The following is a 19,629-nucleotide window of genomic DNA, read 5'->3' as shown; positions in this document are numbered from 1 at the left end:
GGGTGGCGCAGGAACCCAAAAAGCCCCTGGCTGTCGCTGCAGTACAGCACCGGCGCGAGCGGAGACGCAACAACCCCACGATGGAGCTGCAAAGCTTCCTCACGGACGAGGAGGCCGCGCCCGAACGGGTCTCGCTGGCGCGAACGTACAGCCCCGCAGCGCAACCGGAGCTTTACGACAGGAATAAAGCGCTCGACCCGCAACTGGTGTGGGCCGATAGCGAAGACGGACAGGGGAGAGTGCAATTGGCGTGGCGGGGCAAGGATGGGCAGGATGCAGAACCGCTGAGCGTGGATGCGGTGCCGATCTACACGGCAGAGAAGATACACCCGAAAGCGATCATTGACGATATACGCCGCCAAGCCGCAGCGGGCGCCCCCGACGTAGATGCGCCCGACCTGTTTGCTGACTTTAATGGGATCGATGAAGAGGACCGGCTCGACTTTTATCAGCACACGCTGAAATGGACCAATCGCCTAATCCTTGGCGACAGCCTTCAGGTGATGGCGAGTCTGGCACAAAAGGAAGACCTCCGAGGCAAGGTCCAATGTATCTATTTTGACCCGCCATATGGGATCAAGTTCAACTCCAACTGGCAAATTTCGACCCGCTCGCGCGAAGTTCAGGATGGAAAGGCTAATGATCGAAGCCGCGAACCTGAACAAGTAAAGGCGTTCCGCGATACTTGGGCAGACGGCATTCACTCTTACCTTAGCTATCTCCGTGACCGTTTGATGATGATGCGCGACCTGCTAACCGAAAGCGGCTCGATTTTCGTTCAGATCGGCGACGAGAATGTTCACCGGGTTCGCGCAGTCATGGATGAGGTGTTTGGCGCTGAAAATATTGTCAGCGAAATCACTGTGCAGAAAGCGGGTAGCATCGCGTCGGAATATTTGGGAGGCGTTTCCGATTTCATCATTTGGTTCGCCAAAGATCGCTCTAATCTCAAATACCGATCCATCCTTCTAGACCGCGCTCTTAGTGAAGACGAGCGTGGACGATTCACGCTCTCCTTACGCGAAGACGGTCAAGTCGGGTCAGACGAATTTGCCGAGCTGCAAAGCAGCGATCCGGTGGCGCCTGATCCTCTTCAATCCGCATCGATTGGCCGGGAAAAGGGCGAAGGAGCGGCGAGCTGGTTCCCGGTATCTCTTGCTGGACGGACGTTTACCCCAACCCAGACTTCTCGGTGGAAGACCAACGAGATCGGTATGGCTCGCCTCAAAGCTGCAACTCGGCTAATCCCACTAAAATCAACCATTCGATATGCACGCCGCCTTAGTGATTTTCCGGTAGCAGTTATTACGAATATATGGTCCGACATGTCTGGCGCGACCGATAAGAGTTACGTTGTTCAGACTTCTACCAAAATAGTTGAACGCTGCATTTTAATGGCTACCGATCCCGGTGATTTAGTGCTCGATCCAACCTGTGGCTCCGGCACCACGGCGTATGTAGCTGAGCAATGGGGCCGACGCTGGATCACGATCGACACTAGCCGTGTCGCACTGACGCTTGCGCGGACCCGACTAATGGGCGCTCGTTATCCTTGGTACGTCCTTAAGGACAGCGAGGCTGGTGCGGTGCAGGATTTGGCCTTCCGGCTGGGACGCAAGCCGACTGAAGCTGAAGCGGCCGAAGCGCGTAGCGGTGGGCCCTTTACCAACGACATCGCTCACGGGCTTGTCCTACACCGTGTGCCTCACATCACGTTAAAATCGATCGCCAGCAATAAGGCGATAGACGTTATATGGGATCAATGGCAGGAAAAGCTCGAACAGCTGCTCGCAGAGCTGAACAACGCTGCCAATACCGCGTGGGAGGAATGGCAGGTTCCCCGCGCACCAATATACCCTTGGAACGAACAGGCGGCCAAGGCACACGCCAAAGTGAAAGCGTTGCTCCTGGAACGCGAGCGGATGCGGAGCAATTGGGATCGCGGAGCCGACGAGGTCGATGAAACCGACATAGCCAAGCAGGACAAAAAAATCGGCAAGGTGATCGGCGATCTGAACAAACTTCTCGGCCGCAGTTTCACGATCGACAATCTACCCGAACATGCTGGCTATCCGCTTCCTACCAAGGCCCTCTCTCGGCACGTAGATTGGTGGGAAGCCCGCATCGGCCGCCAGAAGGAAATCGACGCCTCGATCGTTGCCAACGCCGAGACAGAATATCTTGTAGACAAACCCGTGGAGTTGAAAGGCACTGTGCGCGTTGCGGGGCCATTCACCGTTGATAGCCTCTCCCCCCACCGAGTTCTTCCCGCCGACGAAGACGATCCCATGTTGCTCGCGTCGCTAGAGGAGGACGGTCCAACACCCACCCGCCTCGCTATACGCGTGGGTTCGGGCGAGACCAGCGACGATTTTATGCGTGTCGTGCTCGACAACCTCAAGGTTGCCGGCGTCGGCAACACCAAGAAGGGCGAACGGCTGCGTTTCGCCACGATCCGCCCCTTTGCGGGCCACTATGTCAACGCCGAGGGCCGCTACACCGAAGGAGAAAGTGACGGCGCGCCTGAGCGTCGCGCCGCAATCTTTATCGGTCCCGAATATGACACGGTCACCCGCGCCATGATCGTCGCGGCCGCGCGCGAGGCGGTGGATACGTTCGACACGCTGATCGTCTGCGGCTTCGCGTTCGAGGCGCACGCGTCGCCCGAGACAATGACGCTCGGCCGGCTGACCATGCTCAAGGTCAACATGAACCAGGATCTGCGGATGGGCGACCGACTTAAGACTGCCGACCAAGGCAATCTGTTCGTCGTTTTCGGCGAACCCGACGTGAATTTCCGCGTCCGGTCGGATGGGGAATACGAAGTCGAGATCAAAGGGGTCGACATCTTCAACCCCAACACCGGTGAGCAGAAATCGTCGGGCAAGGTCGAGGATGACGTGGCCTGTTGGTTCGTCGACGACGATTACGACGAGACCAGCTTCTTTGTCAGGCAGGCCTATTTTCTTGGCGGGAAAGATCCATACGAAAAACTCAAGGCCGCGCTCAAGGCCGAGCTCGATGAGGACGCCTGGCGCGTGCTGAACAGCACCGTCTCACGGCCCTTCCCGGCGCCTTCAACGGGCAAGATTGCAGTGAAGGTTATCAATCACTACGGTGACGAGGTGATGAAGGTCTATAGTGTCGCAAAACCAAGGGGTTAGGTATGATACTGGGGGGATTCTACGACCGGCTTAAAGCATATCGAGCGGAAGGCGGTTCGGCGGAAGGAGCAGAGCTGGAGGCCTGCGTCGAAGCTACCGTCGAGGCGCTGCTGTCATCCGAGACCGACGCGCGGCGTCCCGGAATGTTGCTTGGCAAAATCCAATCGGGCAAGACGCGCGCGTTCCTCGGGATAATCGCGTCCGCATTTGACAACGGTTTCGATGTTGCAGTCGTCCTGACTAAGGGTACGAAGACGCTCGCCCAGCAAACTGTCAACCGTATTTCCAGAGAGTACAGCGTATTCCGCGATGCCGAGGAACTCGCGGTGTTCGACATCATGAACGTACCCAACCTGACCGATTGGGAAATCGACGGCCACAAGTTGATCTTCGTCGCGAAGAAGGAAGCGAACAATATGCGGCGGCTAGTTAAGCTGTTTGCCGAGACGCATCCACGGCTGCGGGCCAAACGCGTTCTGATCGTCGATGACGAGGCCGATTTTGCGTCAATCCGCTTTACCAAGAAGAAGGGCTCCGACGACATTGAACAAGGTCGCATTGCCGACCGAATTGACGAATTGCGGCGCGAGCTGAGTAATCCAGCGGTGTTACAGGTGACGGCAACGCCGTACTCGCTTTACTTACAGCCCGACGAGTATGAGCGGCCTGAAGGTGAGAACTTCACGTTCGAGCCGAAGCGGCCGGTCTTTACACAGATTGTGCCGATCCACGGGGGTTACGTCGGCGGCGATGAGTATTTCGGCGAACACGACGAGGAGGCGCCCGAGTACTATCTTTGGCATCCTGTGTCGGAAGACGAGTTGACTGCGCTCAAGAAGGAAGATCGCCGGCGCGTCCGCACCGACGAAGCGCTCTCATCGCCGCGCACCGAGGCATTGCGCCATGCTCTGGTGACTTTCGTGACTGCCGCTGCGCTCCGACGCCTGCAACAGAAAATGGAAGGCGCCCCGCCTAAGCGCTATTCGATGATCGTCCATGTAGAAACAGCACGAGCATCGCACGCTTGGCAGCATACCGTGGCAAAGGAAATTATCGACGGCATGGCCGCCGCAGCACGGGCGAACGACGTAATTTTCGACCAACTTGTCGAAAGGTCGATCGACGACCTGGCGCGATCGGTAACGGCGGGCGGATGGAACATGCCGGACCGTGCTCAGCTGTTGCGGGAAGTTCGCGAAGCCTTTGTGAAGGGCGGCGTTGTCACCGAACGCGTTAACTCGGATAACGACGTTCAGGCACTGCTTGACGAAAACGCGGAGCTTCGTCTGCGAACGCCGTTCAATGTTTTTATTGGCGGCCAGATTCTTGATCGCGGCATAACGGTTCCAAATTTGCTCGCCTTCTTCTACGGACGTTCCCCGAAGAAGATGCAGCAGGATACGGTGTTGCAGCACGCGAGGATGTACGGCGCGAGGCCGAGGGCCGATTTGGCTGTAAGCCGTTTCTACACGACCCCGTCTAACTACGGCACCTTAAAGCGCATTCATGAGTTTGACTCAGCGTTGCGCCATGCGTTCCTAACGGGCGCACATGACCGAGGGGTGGCGTTTGTGATGAAGGATGAAAGCAACCGTGTCGTACCGTGCGCGCCGAGCAAGATACTTGTTTCCAATATAGTATCGTTGAGGCCCAACGCGGCGCTAGTGCCCTTCGGCTTTCAAACACGGTCACGCACAGAGCTTAGCCGTATCGGTGCAAATCTGTCGAAACTGATCCCTACAGCGGCTTTGGAGTCGGGTGATCCTGTGAACATCACATGCGAGGAAGCTGTCGCACTCCTAAGCGCGATAGAACCCTCAGTGACGTTCGAGGGCGGCTACAATTTCGATTGGGAAGCAGCAAGAGCTGCGATTGAGTATTATTCCAAGATCGCGTCACCGCCCGCGTCTCGCGGTGGATGCTGGCTTTATGCCGTCACGGGCCGCACAATGAGCCGCAAGCGTACGGGAGGCAGATTTTCAGACTCTCCGCTGTCCTACCAAGAGCGCACTGCGTTCCGCTCGCTGCCAGGGTCACTACCCATACTGGCCTTGTTGCAACAGGAAGGCAGCGAGGAGGACGGCTGGCGGGGTGCGCCGTTCTGGTGGCCCGTGCTAGTCGCGCCCGCAAGATCGGTTCCGAGCATCTTCGCCACTTCCGTCCGAGAGTCGGAGGCCGGCGAAGATGATGACGATTGAAGCAGTTCGGCCGCCGACAGCCGTTCCTCTGGCGGAAAGGCAAGATCCATGCGTGGGCGCGGAATGCCGCCGCGCGCATCACAGGTCGATCGCTCGGGCAGGGAGCAGGTGTGGGCCGGGTCATTCCATGCCAGCGGTTATCGGTGCCGAGCTAGCTGAACAATGGTCCGCTTACGGGATCGGCTGGCGGTTGCCTGAACGTCGTGGAATGAGGCGCATTGCAGTCCGGCAGCCTTCGGCCAACCGGCGACGCTCAGCGCTACACAATGAGCGTCTTTTATTGGGCCGTTAGCGGACTGGCAGGTCACCCGTCATCGAATGAACAAAGCGGCCAATACTGAAACGAGACGAACCGCTCTTTAACTGGCCGCTATCCGACACTCCATCCAGAGCCTCCCCAATGGATGAATCTTCCTATAGATGTTGGACCCCGATTGGTGTTTTTAGAGTGACAGCTGGCTCAGTTTGCCTTCTCGATATCGAAAATGATCAAAATGAACGCTCACAGTGCCGATGCCTCAGCCTTAGGTTTTCTTTACCAGGCCCAATATGCGCTTTTGAGACTGTGGAGTGAGACAAGTCTCGAAGCCGTGATCTATCTCGAGACGCTCGACGATGTTGTACTCGAAACTAACGGACAGACGATCCTCGAGCAGCTCAAACATTCGCTGTCGAAAAAACCGGACGCGATCAGCTTGGCCAGCGTGAACCTTTGGAAGACATTGAAGGCGTGGATAGATGTCCTTCCAGATCTCGACCTTTCCACGACATCGCTTCACCTCGTCACCGTCGCAGATATCTCCCCAAGCTCTTCGCTTACGGTCCTTCTCGACGACGCAGAAAGCCGTGCCGAGCTTCTGATCGCCCTCCGAGAGGAAGCGAAGCGTGTCGTGCAGGAAAGGGCAGACGCAGTGGCGAAAGGGGTGATGCCGCTTCCTCATGCCAAACGCGCTCCGGGCTGCGAGGCATTTCTACAGCTCTCCGACGAGATTCAGGCCGAGATCCTCTCCAGAGTCAAATTGATGCCCGGCCAACAGAACATCAAACACATTGAGGACGAACTCGCGAAAAGACTGACATCCGTGCTCGCGAAAGATCAGTCCGATGTAGCGTCACGCATGGTGGAGTGGTGGAATCGCCAGATCATCCATGCGCACTGTGGGAAGCGGGATAAGGCCATCCACCGCTTCGAGCTGGTGAAGCGACATATGGAGATCGTTGCCGATATCGAACACGACAACCTCGTGGACTATTACGCAACGGAGCTTCCCCCAGAAGCCTACCGATCACATCCGATGGTCGAGAGCCAGATCAAGCTGGTGGAATCAACTGCATCCTGGCTTCAACGGGCTATCACCCATGAATGGCGTGCTCGTGCATCTCGGTCGCGATGGTCCACCGATAACCCGACCTGGCAAGAGAAGATTTCCAAGTATGACGATCGGCTGACCGAGGAGTGGTCATACATGCACGCTGACATGTGCGAAAAGTGCGACGGCAAATCCGACGACGAGAAAAAGACCAGGGGACGCGAGCTGCTGAGCTGGAGCTTCTTTGAAGCACCGAACAAAATCGAATACCTCACACCGACAGTTACTTCGCCAAGTTACGTCAGAGGGACATATCACGTGTTGTCGATTGACGGCCGAGTCGGCTGGCATCCTGACTATGTTGCCCTTCTGGGGTTTAAGAAATGAGATTGGCTTATGATCTTTTCGCGGAAAGCAATCCTGCTTTCGGTACGTTCGGCCTCGTTGGGTTCTGCCAAAAGTTCCATGCGGTTTCGAAAAGATCGCCAGAGTTCGCGCTTGCGTACCTCGCCTTGCCGCTCGCTCTTTCCGATGACCTGGAAACGTCCTTCGAGGAGACGGCCGCTACAACAGGTCTTCTGTCTTGGCTCAACCGATATCCAGATGTTCGTCTAGACTTGGGTGCCCGGTTAGATGCCTCGAAGGACATCGTATCAGCGGCGGTACGGTTCGGACTTAGTACCAAGGCCCTATCGTTCAATTCCGATGGGACCATCGGCCTCGGCACTCGGAAAGCGCCGAAGGCACCGATTACCGACTTGCCAGAAAAACCGAAGCGCGCCGTGAAACGCGCGGAGCGGCTCGGCACCTGGATGGGCAAGGCGGGATCAGCTGGAACAATCTTTTCCGCGTTCGGAGTGACGCCGTGAGTCGTTGGAACATTCGTGAGATTGCATTCTTTGGTGTCGGTGGAAGGCGGAGGACACTCGAATTTGATGTAGGCAAGGTCAATGTAATCACCGGCGCATCGGGGACAGGCAAGTCCGCGATCATAGACGCGATCGATTACTGCCTTGGGTCGAAGGACTGCAATCTACCATTCTTCGTACGCAACCACGCCGAAGCCGTGGCTGTTCACTGGGCGCTGGGTGAGACTGACCTTATCGTTGGCAGAAAGATTCCAAAAGCGGGAAGCGGCACCAGCCTGATGTACGTTCGGTCAGGTCGAAACCTTAGGCTTCCGGACACGTCCGAAGAACTTGAGGGCCCGACCAATCGAGAGACTGCGCGTGAATTGATCGAAAAGGCGTTCGGCATTCAAGGTACCGACGACCCGGCCATCGACGCCAAGTCTGAAAAGGGGCGCGCGACCATCCGTGACGTACCTCCCTACATCTTTTTGTCTGGTGACGTCATCATTAGCAGGACGACACTGCTGCACGACCTGAACCGACCGGAAAAAGCAAAGGACATCAAGGCGACTATTCCCTACTTCCTCGGCGCTATCGATCAGGAGAGTGTGCTCGCCGCGCGGACGCTTCGACAACTTGAAGCCGCGCTGGCGAGGATCGAACGGGAGGCGAAAGCACAGGAGCGGAGCCAAAGCCTCTTGACGCAGCGCTCGATGGCGCTCTTGACGCAGGCGCAAAGTGTCGGCCTGCTGGCCGAATTGCCTTCCACAGATGCGTCCGACCAAAGCCTCCTTAAGCAGCTCGCTGAAGTCGCGGGCAATGAGGTTGATTCATCAGACACCAGAGATTCGGAGGCTCGGGCAGTCCTTGAGGAAGAGCGGCGAGACCTGGTGTCCGAATTGCAGGCGCTGAGAGGTAAGCGTCAGATGCTCAGGCAGACTATCCGCGAGGCAGTCGGCTACGAATCGGCAGTGTCTGGGCAGTCTCACAAGTTGCGTCTGGTCGAGCACCTAAAGCTCGGAGATGGGCGGTGTCCCGTATGTGATGCTGAGAATGCCGCAGGCCAGGCAATGGCGGAGCAAATACGCAATTCTTTGACGATCGTTTCAAACGAGGTTCTCGCGGTCGACGGGATGCGTCCTCGTCTAGACGCACATTCAGGACATATCGAAAACTTGATTGGCTCTAAGTCCGGCCGCCTGAGGGAAGTCGAAGAGCAAATCAGCGGGCTCGTCCGGGTAGAGGAAGAGGCGGTGAAGACAGGGTCACTTCTACAGGAGAGGGCTCGTGTCGTCGGCCGTATCGACCAATTCCTCGAGACAACGGCGAAAGACTTCCAAGTGATTTCGACGAATACCGAATCGCTCATGGCCCGGATCGAGGATCTGAGGGATCAGGTCGATCCGCAGGCCCGAAAGGACCGCCTTCGCGACGCGGAGAACATGGTCAGCGGCTTTGCGACCGAGATGCTCGATGACCTTCCCACTGTGGTGCCAGCTACGGGCTCGCGAGTAGTGTTCTCTTCGACCCCAAACATTTCGGTGATCGAACCATCTCGTCGAGCGGTTCTCACACTGGCCGAGGTAGGTTCTGACCAAAATTACCTCGCTATCCATCTCGCCCTGTCCTTCTCACTGCACAAGCTCTTCGAGACCATCGTGGCGCCTGTCCCGGGCGTTCTGGTCATCGATCAGATTAGCCGCCCCTACTATCCCAAGGGTGGCGACGAAAAGCGACTCCAGGAGATGGAGAAGGATGACGATCAGGTCGCGATGCAGCAGATCGTCCGTTTTCTGTTTGACGAAACGGCACGCCAAGCGGGCCTGCAGATCATCCTCATCGAACACGCCTATATCGAGGAAGATCCGGAGTATGTCGCGGCCGTAAAGGGCAGATGGACGAAGGCATCCGGAATTAAGCTCATTCCCTCGGACTGGCCTCTAAGAGCCTGATCGATAAGCACCCTAGCAACGGGAAGATACTGATATTGCCGGAGCAGCCCAGGGCGACATTCGCGAAGAGCTATCCATATTGTCGACGAGCGGTTGGTTCGCTCCTTTGCTAGCTTCGCTCGCCGGGAAGCCGTTCGACTCGAAAAAATGTCCGTTACCGGCGTTTTGCCCTGCACCCGCTGGACCAGGATTGTTGCCCTGAAACTTTGCCGTCGAGGATTTTGTTACCCGTCGTGTTACCCGCCGCAGCCCGTAGACGACGTGTTTAAACGGGTGACTTTTAGCAACATTCTGGATTCATTGAGGGATTTTGGTGCCGCTTAGGTGACTCGAACACCTGACCCCATCATTACGAATGATGTGCTCTACCAACTGAGCTAAAGCGGCCCGGGAAGCGTTAGGCCTCCAAGATGGGCTGGGTGATAGACTCAACCGACGGCGAATTCAAGATGGGCGATCGCGAATTCAGGATGCGGCCCGGCAATTCGTGTTGCGCGTCGTTCCGCCCCGACGCATCGCCGACAAAGCCGGCTGCCACGCCCTTACCGATCGGCCGGGACATTGCGCCTGGCCCCGTGCCTCCCTGCCGGCAAAGATCAATGAAGCATGTTGATTTCGTTGCCGGAATACCGCCAAGATGGACTTTGGACACTCCAACGAGGCAGAATGCGGACGCTCGCCCGTTGATTGATTGGTCGGCTGCGGCTAACGATCATGGCGAGGTTTGGGCAACGCACAGAGGGATCTCGCTTGGACGCAATCGAAAAAGCGATCCGGAACGCCCTCGAAAGAGGCAATGCCGAGGACCGCGCATACCGCGAAAAGGTCTATCGCTCGGCTTTCGCCGCGCTCGACCGCGCGCTCCAGGCCAATCCCGGCGTGACGGTGGAAGTCGCCATCAAGCGCCGCAAGGCGATACAGGCCAAGATCACCGAAATCGAATCCGAATTCCTGCCGGCGGTGCCGGATGTCGCTCCCCAGGCTGAGTCCGATGCACCGGCGGTCGAGCTTCCGGCGAGCCCGGCTGCACCCGCCGCAACCGGCGAGAGCGCGGCGCCGCCCGCAGTTTCCGTCGACGAGCCTGCACAGCCGGCTGCCGATGCCCCGCGCTCGCGCGTCTTGCCGGTCGTTCCAGACATCATGCCCGACGCGACCCTTTCCGGCGTGCCGTCCATCGACATGTCGGCTCCCGCTTCGTCCGAAGCCACGGCTGAAGTGGCGCCCGATCGCGACGAGAGGCGCATCAGGGGCCGGCGCCTGCCGCTGACCGCCATCTTCCTCACCGTGACGCTGCTCGCCGCGGTCGGCATCGGCCTGTTTTTCGCCATGCAGACCGGCGTCTTCAAGACCCAGGCTCAGCTCGACACCGCGCCGCCCGAAGCGCCGCCGACCGTCGAGGACGACGATTTCACGCCGGCGGATGGCGAGACCGGGCCGGAAAAGCCCGGCGCTGCCGATCAGGCGCGCAACTGGATCAACGTGTTTTCGCCCACCGACCCGGCGCATGTCAGCGCTCCGTCGGACGCCAAGGCGGAAACGATGAAGGACGATTCCGGGCCATTCCTGCGCATCCAGTCCGGCGCTTCCGGTTCGGCGATCAGCTTCGATGTCGGGCAAGGCGTGCTGGAGAAGCTCGCCGGCAAGCACGCCGTGTTCGATATCGTCGCCCGCGCCGAGGACGGCAAGGACACGCAGATCTCGGTCGACTGCAATTTCGGCGAGCTTGGTGATTGCGGCCGCAAACGCTATGCGGTCGGCCAGCAGCGCAACGAATATCTCTTCGACGTGAAATTCCCCGACAAGCGGCCCGGCTCGGCCGGAACGATCGCCATCAACTCCGATTTCGACAAGCAGGGCAAGGCGGTCAACATTTACGAGATCCGCGTCTCCGTCGAGCCTTGAGCGCCGGCACCGGAGAGGGTGCGATCAACGATCGAGCAGCGCCTGCAGCGTCTCGATGCGGTCGGCCTCGTTGGCGGGCTTGTCCCAGCGCAGCCGCGAGATGCGGGGAAAGCGCATGGCAACGCCGGATTTGTGACGCGTCGAACGGTTGAGCCCTTCGAAGGCGACTTCCAGCACCAGCCCGTTGTCACGGTCGGCGCGCACCGAGCGCACAGGCCCGAAACGCTCGATCGTGTTGTCGCGGACATATTTGTCGATCTGCCTCAATTCCTCGTCGGTGAAGCCGAAATAGGCCTTGCCGACCGGCACCAGTTCCTCCTCGCCTTCCGCTCCGGACCAGACGCCGAACGTGTAATCGGAGTAGAAGCTCGAGCGCTTGCCGTGGCCGCGCTGGGCGTACATGAGCACGGCGTCCACCGTGTGCGGGTCACGTTTCCATTTGAACCAGGGCCCCTTCGGCCGGCCGGCGACATAGGGCGAATCCCAGCGCTTCAGCATCACGCCTTCGATGATCGGGTGCGGCGGCGCCCGGCGCAGTTCCTCCAGCGCCTGCCAGTCCGAGAACGCGACGAATGGCGAAAGATCGAAGCGGCTCGGGTCGAGCGTTTTCACGAAGTTTTCGAGGCGGACGCGCCGCTCCCGGAAGGGCAATCCCCGCAAATCCTCCGCGCCGACCTGCAAAAGGTCGTAGCAACGCATGAAAGCCGGATATTGCTGCTGCATCTTCAGTGACACCGTCTTGCGGTTCAACCGCTGCTGGAGATCCGAGAATGTCCCTGTCGCTTCCCGGGGATCGCCGACCAGCAATTCCCCGTCGAGCGTGGCCGAGAAAACCATCGCCTCGGCGAGGTCGGGAAAGGCGCCGGAGACATCGTCGCCGGTGCGCGAATAGAGCCGGCGGATGCCGCCTTCCGACACCGCCTGGACGCGGATGCCGTCCCATTTCCACTCGGCCACGTAATCGGCGGGGTCGAGCCTGTCGAGATCGCCGTCGCCGACCGGGTTGGACAGCATCACCGGCCGGAACAGTGCCCGCGCGGCCCTCTCGGGCTTTGCGGCCTTGCCTTCCAGCCATGCGAACAAGGCTGTGTACGGCGGCGACAGCCCGTGCCAGAGTTCCTCGATCTCGGCGACGTCGACCTTGCCGAAATCCGCCAGTGCCTGCTTGGCCAGCCGCGCCGACACCCCGATGCGCAACCCGCCGGTGACCAGCTTGATGATGGCGAAGCGGGCCGAGATGCCGGCACTGTCGAGCAGGTTTGACAGCACTTTCGGCCCGTCGGAGCGGCTCGCCGCCTGCAGCTTCGCGACCACCTCACCGAGCGTCGGCTCACGGTTCGGTATGGTTCCGGGCGTCTGCGGCCAGACCAGCGACACGGTCTCGGCGAGATCGCCGACATAGTCGTAGGAATAGCCGAACAGCACCGGATCCATGCGTTCGGTCACCAGGGTGCGCAGCATCGCCGGCTTGATCGCGGCGATGTTGAGGTCGCCGGTGATGGCAGCCAGCGCCAGCCCGCGATCGGGATCCTCGACGCTGCGGAAATAATCGGTCAGCAGCGTCAGCTTGCCGTTGCGCGACGGCGTCAGCACAAGGCGGTCGAGCAGTTCGGCGAAGCGATTCATGCCATCAATCGCCCTCGTCCTCATACCCCACCAGATGCAGTGGCCGCGCAGCGATCCCTTCGAGTTCGCACCAGCGCACCAGCGCCTCCTCGCGGCCGTGTGTCACCCAGATTTCCTCTGCGCCGGTCTCCTTGATCGTGGCGGTCAGTTCGTCCCAGTCGGCATGATCCGAAATGATCAGCGGCAGCTCGACGCCGCCCTGCTTGGCGCGCTGGCGGATGCGCATCCAGCCCGAGGCGAAGCAGGAGATCGGATCGGGAAAGCGCCTCGCCCAGCGATCGGCGAAGGCGGCCGGCGGACCGACGACGATGGCGCCGGTGAAATCATCCTTGCTGGCGCTCTCCACTGTCGCCGGCTCCAGCGTGCCGAGATCGATGCCCTGGCTCTGGTAATAGTCGCTGAGCTTGGCCAGCGCGCCGTGGATATAGATCGGCCTGTCGTAGCCGGCGTCGCGCAACAGACGCATCACCCGTTGCGCCTTGCCCAGCGCGTAGGCTCCGATGAGATGCGAGCGTTCGGGGAACTGCGCCGCCGATTTCAGGAGCCGCGCGATCTCCTCCTCGTCCGGCGGGTGGCGAAACACCGGCAGGCCGAAGGTTGCCTCGGTGATGAACACATCGCACGCGATTGGCTCGAACGGCAGGCATGTCGCGTCCTGCTGCCGCTTGTAGTCGCCGGAGGCGACGATGCGCATGCCCTGATGCACGACCGCGATCTGCGCCGAGCCCAGCACATGGCCGGCCGGATGAAAGCTGATGTCGACGCCGTTGAAGGCAATTCGCTCGCCCAGTCCTGCCGTCTGTGTCGTGCCTGCAAAACCCTCGCCATAGCGAAGCCTCATGATGTCCAGCGTCTGCTGCGTCGCCAGCACCGAGCCGTGGCCGGAGCGTGCGTGGTCGGAATGGCCGTGCGTGATCAGCGCCCGGTTGACCGGCCGCACCGGGTCGATGAAGAAGTCGCCCGGCGGGCAGTAAAGGCCCTCGGGCCGGGGATGGAGCAGGTCGCTGGCGCGCATCGTTCCAAGATAGTGGCTAATTCGGGCGCGGGAAGCCTGTTGCAAGAGACTGCTGACTCGTCCTACAGCCACCCGCCGGGCAGCAGTCAGGCAACGCACTCTGAGGCCTGCGGATGCCTCTGCTGCGAAAAAGCCCCAATCGCATGCCGGATTATGTCGGGGCAGTGTCGTACGGAGGGATTTTCCATGCGCTGGAACATGATGGCCTTGGCCTCTTGCCTCGTTATGGCGGGCTGTGTCGGCAACTCCATGTCCGAGCGCCAGGAAGAAAACGTCCAGTCTTCACTGCAGTATGACAGCGTGCCTTGCGGCCAGTTGCTGGCGCAACGCAACGCCCTGGCTCGGCAATACAATCTGTCCCAGCAGGCCAAGCCGACATTCTCCAACCCCGCGATGGGCTTCGGCCCGTTCATTCCGGATATCCGCTCCAAGACCAAGCGCGATGCCGACAAGGCAAGCGGCGAGATCGACGCCATGAACCGGTCTATCGAGCGCCGCGATTGCGGCAAGCCGGACAAGCAGAAGAAGTTCGCTCTGCCCGGCTGACGCAGGTCGCCTAAGGCGATCCCGATGACCACATGCCAGCGGCCTAATATCCCGCTTTGCGGTCCACCAGGTTCTCCAGCTTTTCGCCCCGCTCGAAGGCGTCCATCTGGCGCAGCATGATCGGCGCCAGGTGGACGGGATCGGACGTGGCCGCGGCATGCGGCGTCACGAATACTTTCGGATGGGCCCATAGCGGGCTGGTCTTCGGCAGCGGTTCGACCTCGAACACGTCGAGGCTCGCTTCCTTCAGCGTGCCGTCGTCCAGCGCGCGCACGATGTCGGCATCCTTCTGCAGGCGGCCGCGACCGGCATTGATCAGCACCGAGCCACCAAGACCGTTGCGCTTGCGCAATTCCTTCAGCACGCCGTAATTGATGATACCCTTGGTATCCGGCGTCAGCGGCAGCAGCACGACCAGTATGTCTGTGGCATTGAGGAACGGGATCAGCCCGGCCTCGCCGCAATAGGTCGCGACACCTTCCATCGGCCGGTCGGTGCGCGACCAGCCATTGACCGCGAAGCCGAGCGACAGCAGCGCCGACGCCGCCGCGCGGCCGAGACTGCCGAGCCCCATGATGCCGACAGAGATATCTTCAGCGGTGCGCTGCGCCGGCTCGCGCCATATCTTCTTCGGCTGCTGCGACCGGTACAGCAGGCCCTGGCGGTGATGATCGAGCACCCGCCAGACGACATATTCGGTCATGTGCTGGGCCAGGTTGCCGGCGACGACCTTGACGATCGGCACGTCCGGCAGGCTGGGATCGGAGAAGATGTGGTCGACACCGGCGCCGATCGAGAAGATGGCGCGCAGATTGGGCAGCGACCCCAACAGGTTCGGCCGCTGTTTCCACACCACCGCATAGGTGATCGAAGGATCGCTGGCGCCGTCCGGCTCGAGCACCACCTCGCGCTCTGCGGACAGCAGTTCGCGCCAGCGCTGCGGGTGAAAGCCGGTGACGGCAAGCAGGATTTTGCCTTTTTCCATTTATGGATTTTGTCCTGTTGTTCGGTTTGGAGCAATTGCGGGAAAGGCGCAAGGCGGCTTTCCGTCCGGAATTGCGAAGGAAGGAGTCACTCGCTGACGACCCCCGTCGGGGCGGTTTCTATCTTGAAGGCGGCCGAGATCAGCGCCCGAGTATAGTCGGTTTGCGGCTTTTCAAAAATCTGTTCGGAAGGACCGGCTTCGACGATCTGGCCATTGCGCATGACGATGACATCGTTGGCCAGGGCCCGGATGACCTTGAGGTCGTGGCTGATGAAGAGATAGGCGAGATCATGCTTGGCCTGCAGGCTGCGCAGGAGGTCGACGACCTGCGCCTGCACGCTCATGTCGAGCGCCGAGGTCGGCTCGTCCAGCATGACGAAACGCGGGTTGAGCACCATGGCGCGTGCAATGGCGACGCGCTGGCGCTGGCCGCCGGAGAATTCGTGCGGATAGCGGTTGCGCGTGGCCGGGTCGAGCCCGACTTCCTTCAGCACGTCGACCACCTTGTCGTCGCGCTCGTCGAGCGACAGCTTCGGCTCGTGGATCTTCAAGCCTTCTTCGATGATCTCGGCGATCGACATGCGCGGGCTCAGCGAGCCGAAAGGATCCTGGAAGACGATCTGCAATTCGCGCCTGAGCGGGCGCATGGCGTTGAACGAGAGCTGGTTGATGTCGCGCCCGTTGAACTGGATGGTTCCGCTCGACGAGATCATCCGCGCCAGCGCCAGGCCGAGCGTGGTCTTGCCCGACCCGGACTCTCCGACCACGCCCAGCGTCTGGCCGGCCCGCACGGTAACGTCGATGCCGTCGACCGCCTTCACATGGTCGACGGTGCGCCGGAAGAAGCCCTGCTTGATCGGAAACCAGACTTTGATGTCCTTGCCGATCATCACGGGTGCCGCGGAGCTGTTGGCCGCGGGTGGCTTGCCCTTGGGCTCGGCCGCCAGAAGATGGCGCGTATAGGCGTGCTGCGGATTGGCGAAGATGTCCTTGGTAGGCCCCATCTCGACGATCTTGCCCTTGGTCATCACGCACACCCGGTCGGCGATCTTGCGCACGATGCCGAGATCATGGGTGATGAACAGCATCGACATGCCCTTGCGGCTTTTCAAGCCGGCCAGCAGCTCGAGGATCTGCGCCTGCACGGTGACGTCGAGCGCCGTCGTCGGCTCGTCGGCGATCAGGAGTTCCGGCTCGTTGGCCAGCGCCATGGCGATCATGACGCGCTGGCGCTGACCGCCGGACAGCTGGTGGGGATAGGCGTCGAGGCGCTTCTGCGGCTCGCGGATGCCGACCTCGTTGAGCAGGGCCAGCGTGCGCGCCTTGGCCGCGCGGTCCGCCATGCCCTGGTGCAGCTTCAGGATCTCGACGATCTGCTGCTCGATCGTGTGCAGCGGATTGAGCGAGGTCATCGGCTCCTGGAAGATCATGGTGATCTTATTGCCGCGCACCTGCCGCAGCTGCTTCTCGTTCATGGCGAGCAGGTCGGCGCCCTGGAACAGGATCCTGCCCGAGGGGTGGCTTGCGCTGGGATAGGGCAAGAGCTTCAGCACCGACAGCGCCGAGACCGATTTGCCGGAGCCGGATTCGCCGACCAGCGCCACCGTCTCGCCCTTGGCGATGTCGAAGGAGATGTGATCGACGGCCAGCGACTGCTGTCCGCCTTGCGCAAAGGCGACGCTGAGGTCCCGGACCGAGAGCAGGGGAGGCTCGCTCATCGGAACGTCTTGCGCGGATCGAAGGCGTCGCGTGTCGCTTCGCCGACGAAGACCAGCAGCGACAGCATCAGCGAGATGACGACGAAGCCGGAAATGCCGAGCCACGGCGCGTTGAGATTGCGCTGCGCCTGCTTGAGCAATTCCCCAAGCGAGGCCGAGCCCGGCGGCAGGCCGAAACCGAGATAGTCTAGCGAGGTCAGCGTCGAGATCGAGCCTGAGAGCAGGAACGGCAGGAAGGTCAGTGTCGCCACCATGGCGTTGGGCAACAGGTGCCGGAACATGATGGTGCGGTTGCGCACGCCGAGCGCGCGCGCCGCGTTGACGTACTCGAAATTGCGCGCGCGCAGGAATTCGGCCCGCACCACGCCGACCAACGCCACCCAGGAAAACAGCAGCATCAGCCCGAGCAGGATGAAGAAGCCCGGCGGCAATATGGCGGCGACGATAAGCAGGAGATAGAGCACGGGAATCGCCGACCATATCTCGATGAAGCGCTGGAACAGCAGGTCCGTCCAGCCGCCGAAATAGCCCTGTAGGGCGCCGGCCGCGACGCCGATCAGAGCCGAGCCGGCGGTCAGGATCAGTCCGAACAGCACCGAGATGCGGAAACCGTAGATGACCCGCGCCAGCACGTCGCGCGCCTGGTCGTCGGTGCCCAGCCAGTTCCAGTTGCCGATGGTGCAGGCCGGATCATCAGCCCCTTGCGGGTACTGGTTGCAGCGCGTCTTGGCGTCATACTGCCAGGACGGCTTGGCCGGGGCTGCTTCGGGAATGGCATTGTTGACGGTCTGGTAGGAATAGCGGATCGGCGGCCAGATCATCCAGCCATTGGCGTTGATCTCGTCCTGGATCACTGGGTCGCGATAGTCGGTGACGGCATAGAAGCCGCCGAACTTCTCTTCGGGATAGGCGACCAGCACCGGAAACAGGATCTCGCCCTTGTAGGAGGCGATGATCGGCTTGTCGTTGGCGATTAATTCGGCGAACAGCGACAGCACGAACAGGACAAGGAAGATCCACAGCGACCAGTAGCCGCGCCGGTTGGCCTTGAAGTTCTCCAGGCGGCGCTTGTTGAGCGGCGACAGAAACGGCCGCGGCATCCGCTCCGGCACGACCCCGGCGGTAACACTTGCCTCCGACATCAAACGTCTCTCCGCTCGAAATCGATGCGCGGATCGACCCAGGTGTAGATGAGGTCGGACAGCAATCCGACGAACAGGCCGAGAAGCGAGAAGATGTAGAGGTTGGCGAACACCACGGGATAGTCGCGTTCGACCACCGACCGGAAGCCGAGCAGGCCGAGCCCATCGAGCGAGAAGATGTTTTCGATCAGCAGCGAACCGGTGAAGAAGGCCGAGATGAAGGCGCCGGGAAAACCGGCGATGACGATCAGCATGGCGTTGCGGAAGACATGGCCATAGAGCACCTGCCGTTCCGAGAGGCCCTTGGCGCGGGCGGTTACCACATACTGCTTGCGGATTTCCTCCAGGAAGGAATTCTTGGTCAGCAGCGTCGTCGTGGCGAAGGCCGACAGCACCAGCGCCGTCAGCGGCAAGGTCATGTGCCAGAGATAGTCCCCGATCTTGGCCGGCCATGACAACTGGTCCCAATTGTCCGAGACGATGCCGCGCAGCGGGAACCAGTCCCAGAACGAACCACCGGCAAACAGCACCATCAGCATGATGCCGAACAGGAAACCCGGAATGGCATAGCCGACGATGACGACGCCGCTGGTCCAGATGTCGAAGGGGCTGCCGTCCTTCACCGCCTTGCGGATGCCGAGCGGGATCGAGATCAGGTAGGACAGGAGCGTGATCCACAGCCCGATCGAGATCGACACCGGCATTTTTTCCAGGATCAGGTTGAGCACCGAAATGTCGCGGAAATAACTGTCGCCGAAATCGAACCGGATATAATTCCACAGCATCAGGCCGAAGCGCTCGAGCGGCGGCTTGTCGAAGCCGAACTGCTTCTCCAGCTTCTTGATGAATTCCGGATCGAGCCCCTGCGCGCCGCGATATTTTGAACCGACGTCGCCGGCGGCATCGAAATTACCACCGCCCGCATCGCCGCCGCCACCGCCCAGACGATCGCTGCCGCCCTGGTTCGTCAGCTTGGCGATGACCTGCTCGACCGGGCCGCCGGGGGCAAACTGAATGACGGCGAACGAAATCGCCATGATGCCGAACAGGGTCGGAATCATCAAAAGGATGCGGCGCAGGATATAGGCGCCCATCAGATGGTGCCCTCCCGACGCATGTGATTGGCGAAACCGTCGATGAACGCGCCTCTTTCCCCGTCACTATACGGGCAGAGGATGCCGGTCCACCCTCCGCAGCTGCGGCGCAGCTGCTGCGGAGGA

Annotated in this window: 13 protein-coding genes and 1 tRNA gene; 7 read left to right on the top strand and 7 right to left on the bottom strand. The window is 60.5% G+C overall.

What is annotated here, in order from left to right:
- Nucleotides 1-2 precede the first annotated feature (2 nt).
- The 5 genes from FJ949_RS15440 (at nt 3) to FJ949_RS15420 (ending at nt 9,475) form a co-directional block, all read left to right on the top strand.
- Complete coding sequence (locus tag FJ949_RS15440; RefSeq protein ID WP_210242140.1) at nt 3-3,164, top strand: site-specific DNA-methyltransferase; 3,162 nt, start codon at nt 3-5, stop codon at nt 3,162-3,164.
- 2 nt (nt 3,165-3,166) lie between these two features.
- Nucleotides 3,167-5,362 (top strand): Z1 domain-containing protein, encoded by a 2,196-nt coding sequence (locus FJ949_RS15435; protein ID WP_140496908.1) that lies wholly within the window; start codon nt 3,167-3,169, stop codon nt 5,360-5,362.
- 485 nt (nt 5,363-5,847) lie between these two features.
- On the top strand, nt 5,848-7,059 hold the full coding sequence (locus tag FJ949_RS15430; RefSeq protein ID WP_140496906.1) for an ABC-three component system protein: 1,212 nt from the start codon (nt 5,848-5,850) through the stop codon (nt 7,057-7,059).
- 2 nt (nt 7,060-7,061) lie between these two features.
- On the top strand, nt 7,062-7,541 hold the full coding sequence (locus tag FJ949_RS15425) for a three component ABC system middle component (protein ID WP_140496905.1): 480 nt from the start codon (nt 7,062-7,064) through the stop codon (nt 7,539-7,541).
- Nucleotides 7,538-9,475, top strand: coding sequence for a DUF3732 domain-containing protein (locus FJ949_RS15420; RefSeq protein WP_140496903.1), 1,938 nt, complete (start codon nt 7,538-7,540; stop codon nt 9,473-9,475). Before FJ949_RS15425 ends, FJ949_RS15420 begins: the two co-directional genes overlap by 4 nt.
- 311 nt (nt 9,476-9,786) lie before the next feature.
- Here the strand turns inward: FJ949_RS15420 and FJ949_RS15415 are convergent.
- A tRNA-Thr gene (locus tag FJ949_RS15415) sits at nt 9,787-9,862 on the bottom strand.
- Between the two features lie 363 nt (nt 9,863-10,225).
- Between FJ949_RS15415 and FJ949_RS15410 the strand changes: the two genes are divergently transcribed.
- Nucleotides 10,226-11,377 (top strand): hypothetical protein, encoded by a 1,152-nt coding sequence (locus FJ949_RS15410; RefSeq protein WP_140496901.1) that lies wholly within the window; start codon nt 10,226-10,228, stop codon nt 11,375-11,377.
- A 24-nt stretch (nt 11,378-11,401) separates the two neighbouring features.
- On the opposite strand, the gene FJ949_RS15405 is transcribed toward FJ949_RS15410, so the two are convergent.
- On the bottom strand, nt 11,402-13,003 hold the full coding sequence (locus FJ949_RS15405) for a cisplatin damage response ATP-dependent DNA ligase (protein ID WP_140496899.1): 1,602 nt from the start codon (nt 13,001-13,003) through the stop codon (nt 11,402-11,404).
- A 4-nt stretch (nt 13,004-13,007) separates the two neighbouring features.
- Nucleotides 13,008-14,018, bottom strand: coding sequence for a ligase-associated DNA damage response exonuclease (locus tag FJ949_RS15400; protein ID WP_140496897.1), 1,011 nt, complete (start codon nt 14,016-14,018; stop codon nt 13,008-13,010).
- A gap of 186 nt (nt 14,019-14,204) precedes the next feature.
- Here FJ949_RS15400 and FJ949_RS15395 point away from each other — a divergent pair, with 186 nt between their 5' ends.
- The gene (locus FJ949_RS15395; RefSeq protein WP_140496895.1) at nt 14,205-14,564 is read left to right on the top strand and encodes a hypothetical protein; all 360 of its coding nucleotides are present in this window, start codon (nt 14,205-14,207) and stop codon (nt 14,562-14,564) included.
- A gap of 43 nt (nt 14,565-14,607) precedes the next feature.
- On the opposite strand, the gene FJ949_RS15390 is transcribed toward FJ949_RS15395, so the two are convergent.
- The 4 genes from FJ949_RS15390 to FJ949_RS15375 all read right to left on the bottom strand — a co-directional run bounded on the left by FJ949_RS15390 (nt 14,608) and on the right by FJ949_RS15375 (nt 19,503).
- The gene (locus FJ949_RS15390) at nt 14,608-15,549 is read right to left on the bottom strand and encodes a glyoxylate/hydroxypyruvate reductase A (RefSeq protein ID WP_140496893.1); all 942 of its coding nucleotides are present in this window, start codon (nt 15,547-15,549) and stop codon (nt 14,608-14,610) included.
- Between the two features lie 86 nt (nt 15,550-15,635).
- A complete protein-coding gene (locus tag FJ949_RS15385; protein WP_140496890.1) occupies nt 15,636-17,267 on the bottom strand; it encodes an ABC transporter ATP-binding protein in 1,632 nt (543 codons plus the stop codon).
- Nucleotides 17,264-18,409, bottom strand: coding sequence for an ABC transporter permease (locus FJ949_RS15380; protein ID WP_140496888.1), 1,146 nt, complete (start codon nt 18,407-18,409; stop codon nt 17,264-17,266). Before FJ949_RS15380 ends, FJ949_RS15385 begins: the two co-directional genes overlap by 4 nt.
- The gene (locus FJ949_RS15375) at nt 18,409-19,503 is read right to left on the bottom strand and encodes a microcin C ABC transporter permease YejB (RefSeq protein ID WP_140496886.1); all 1,095 of its coding nucleotides are present in this window, start codon (nt 19,501-19,503) and stop codon (nt 18,409-18,411) included. Before FJ949_RS15375 ends, FJ949_RS15380 begins: the two co-directional genes overlap by 1 nt.
- Nucleotides 19,504-19,629 lie beyond the last annotated feature (126 nt).

The organism is Mesorhizobium sp. B2-4-1, from assembly GCF_006442185.1.
Classification (GTDB): Bacteria; Pseudomonadota; Alphaproteobacteria; order Rhizobiales; family Rhizobiaceae; genus Mesorhizobium.
Note: the sequence above shows the minus strand (reverse complement) of the source record. Positions and strands in the feature narration are given on the sequence as shown.

Excerpts from the sequence above, each read along its gene's own strand:
- FJ949_RS15435 (WP_140496908.1), top strand. The coding sequence starts at position 3,167 with ATGATACTGGGGGGATTCTACGACCGGCTTAAAGCATATCGAGCGGAA.
- FJ949_RS15430 (WP_140496906.1), top strand. The coding sequence starts at position 5,848 with ATGATCAAAATGAACGCTCACAGTGCCGATGCCTCAGCCTTAGGTTTT.
- FJ949_RS15405 (WP_140496899.1), bottom strand. The coding sequence starts at position 13,003 with ATGAATCGCTTCGCCGAACTGCTCGACCGCCTTGTGCTGACGCCGTCG.
- FJ949_RS15400 (WP_140496897.1), bottom strand. The coding sequence starts at position 14,018 with ATGCGCGCCAGCGACCTGCTCCATCCCCGGCCCGAGGGCCTTTACTGC.
- FJ949_RS15395 (WP_140496895.1), top strand. The coding sequence starts at position 14,205 with ATGCGCTGGAACATGATGGCCTTGGCCTCTTGCCTCGTTATGGCGGGC.
- FJ949_RS15390 (WP_140496893.1), bottom strand. The coding sequence starts at position 15,549 with ATGGAAAAAGGCAAAATCCTGCTTGCCGTCACCGGCTTTCACCCGCAG.
- FJ949_RS15385 (WP_140496890.1), bottom strand. The coding sequence starts at position 17,267 with ATGAGCGAGCCTCCCCTGCTCTCGGTCCGGGACCTCAGCGTCGCCTTT.
- FJ949_RS15380 (WP_140496888.1), bottom strand. The coding sequence starts at position 18,409 with ATGTCGGAGGCAAGTGTTACCGCCGGGGTCGTGCCGGAGCGGATGCCG.
- FJ949_RS15375 (WP_140496886.1), bottom strand. The coding sequence starts at position 19,503 with ATGGGCGCCTATATCCTGCGCCGCATCCTTTTGATGATTCCGACCCTG.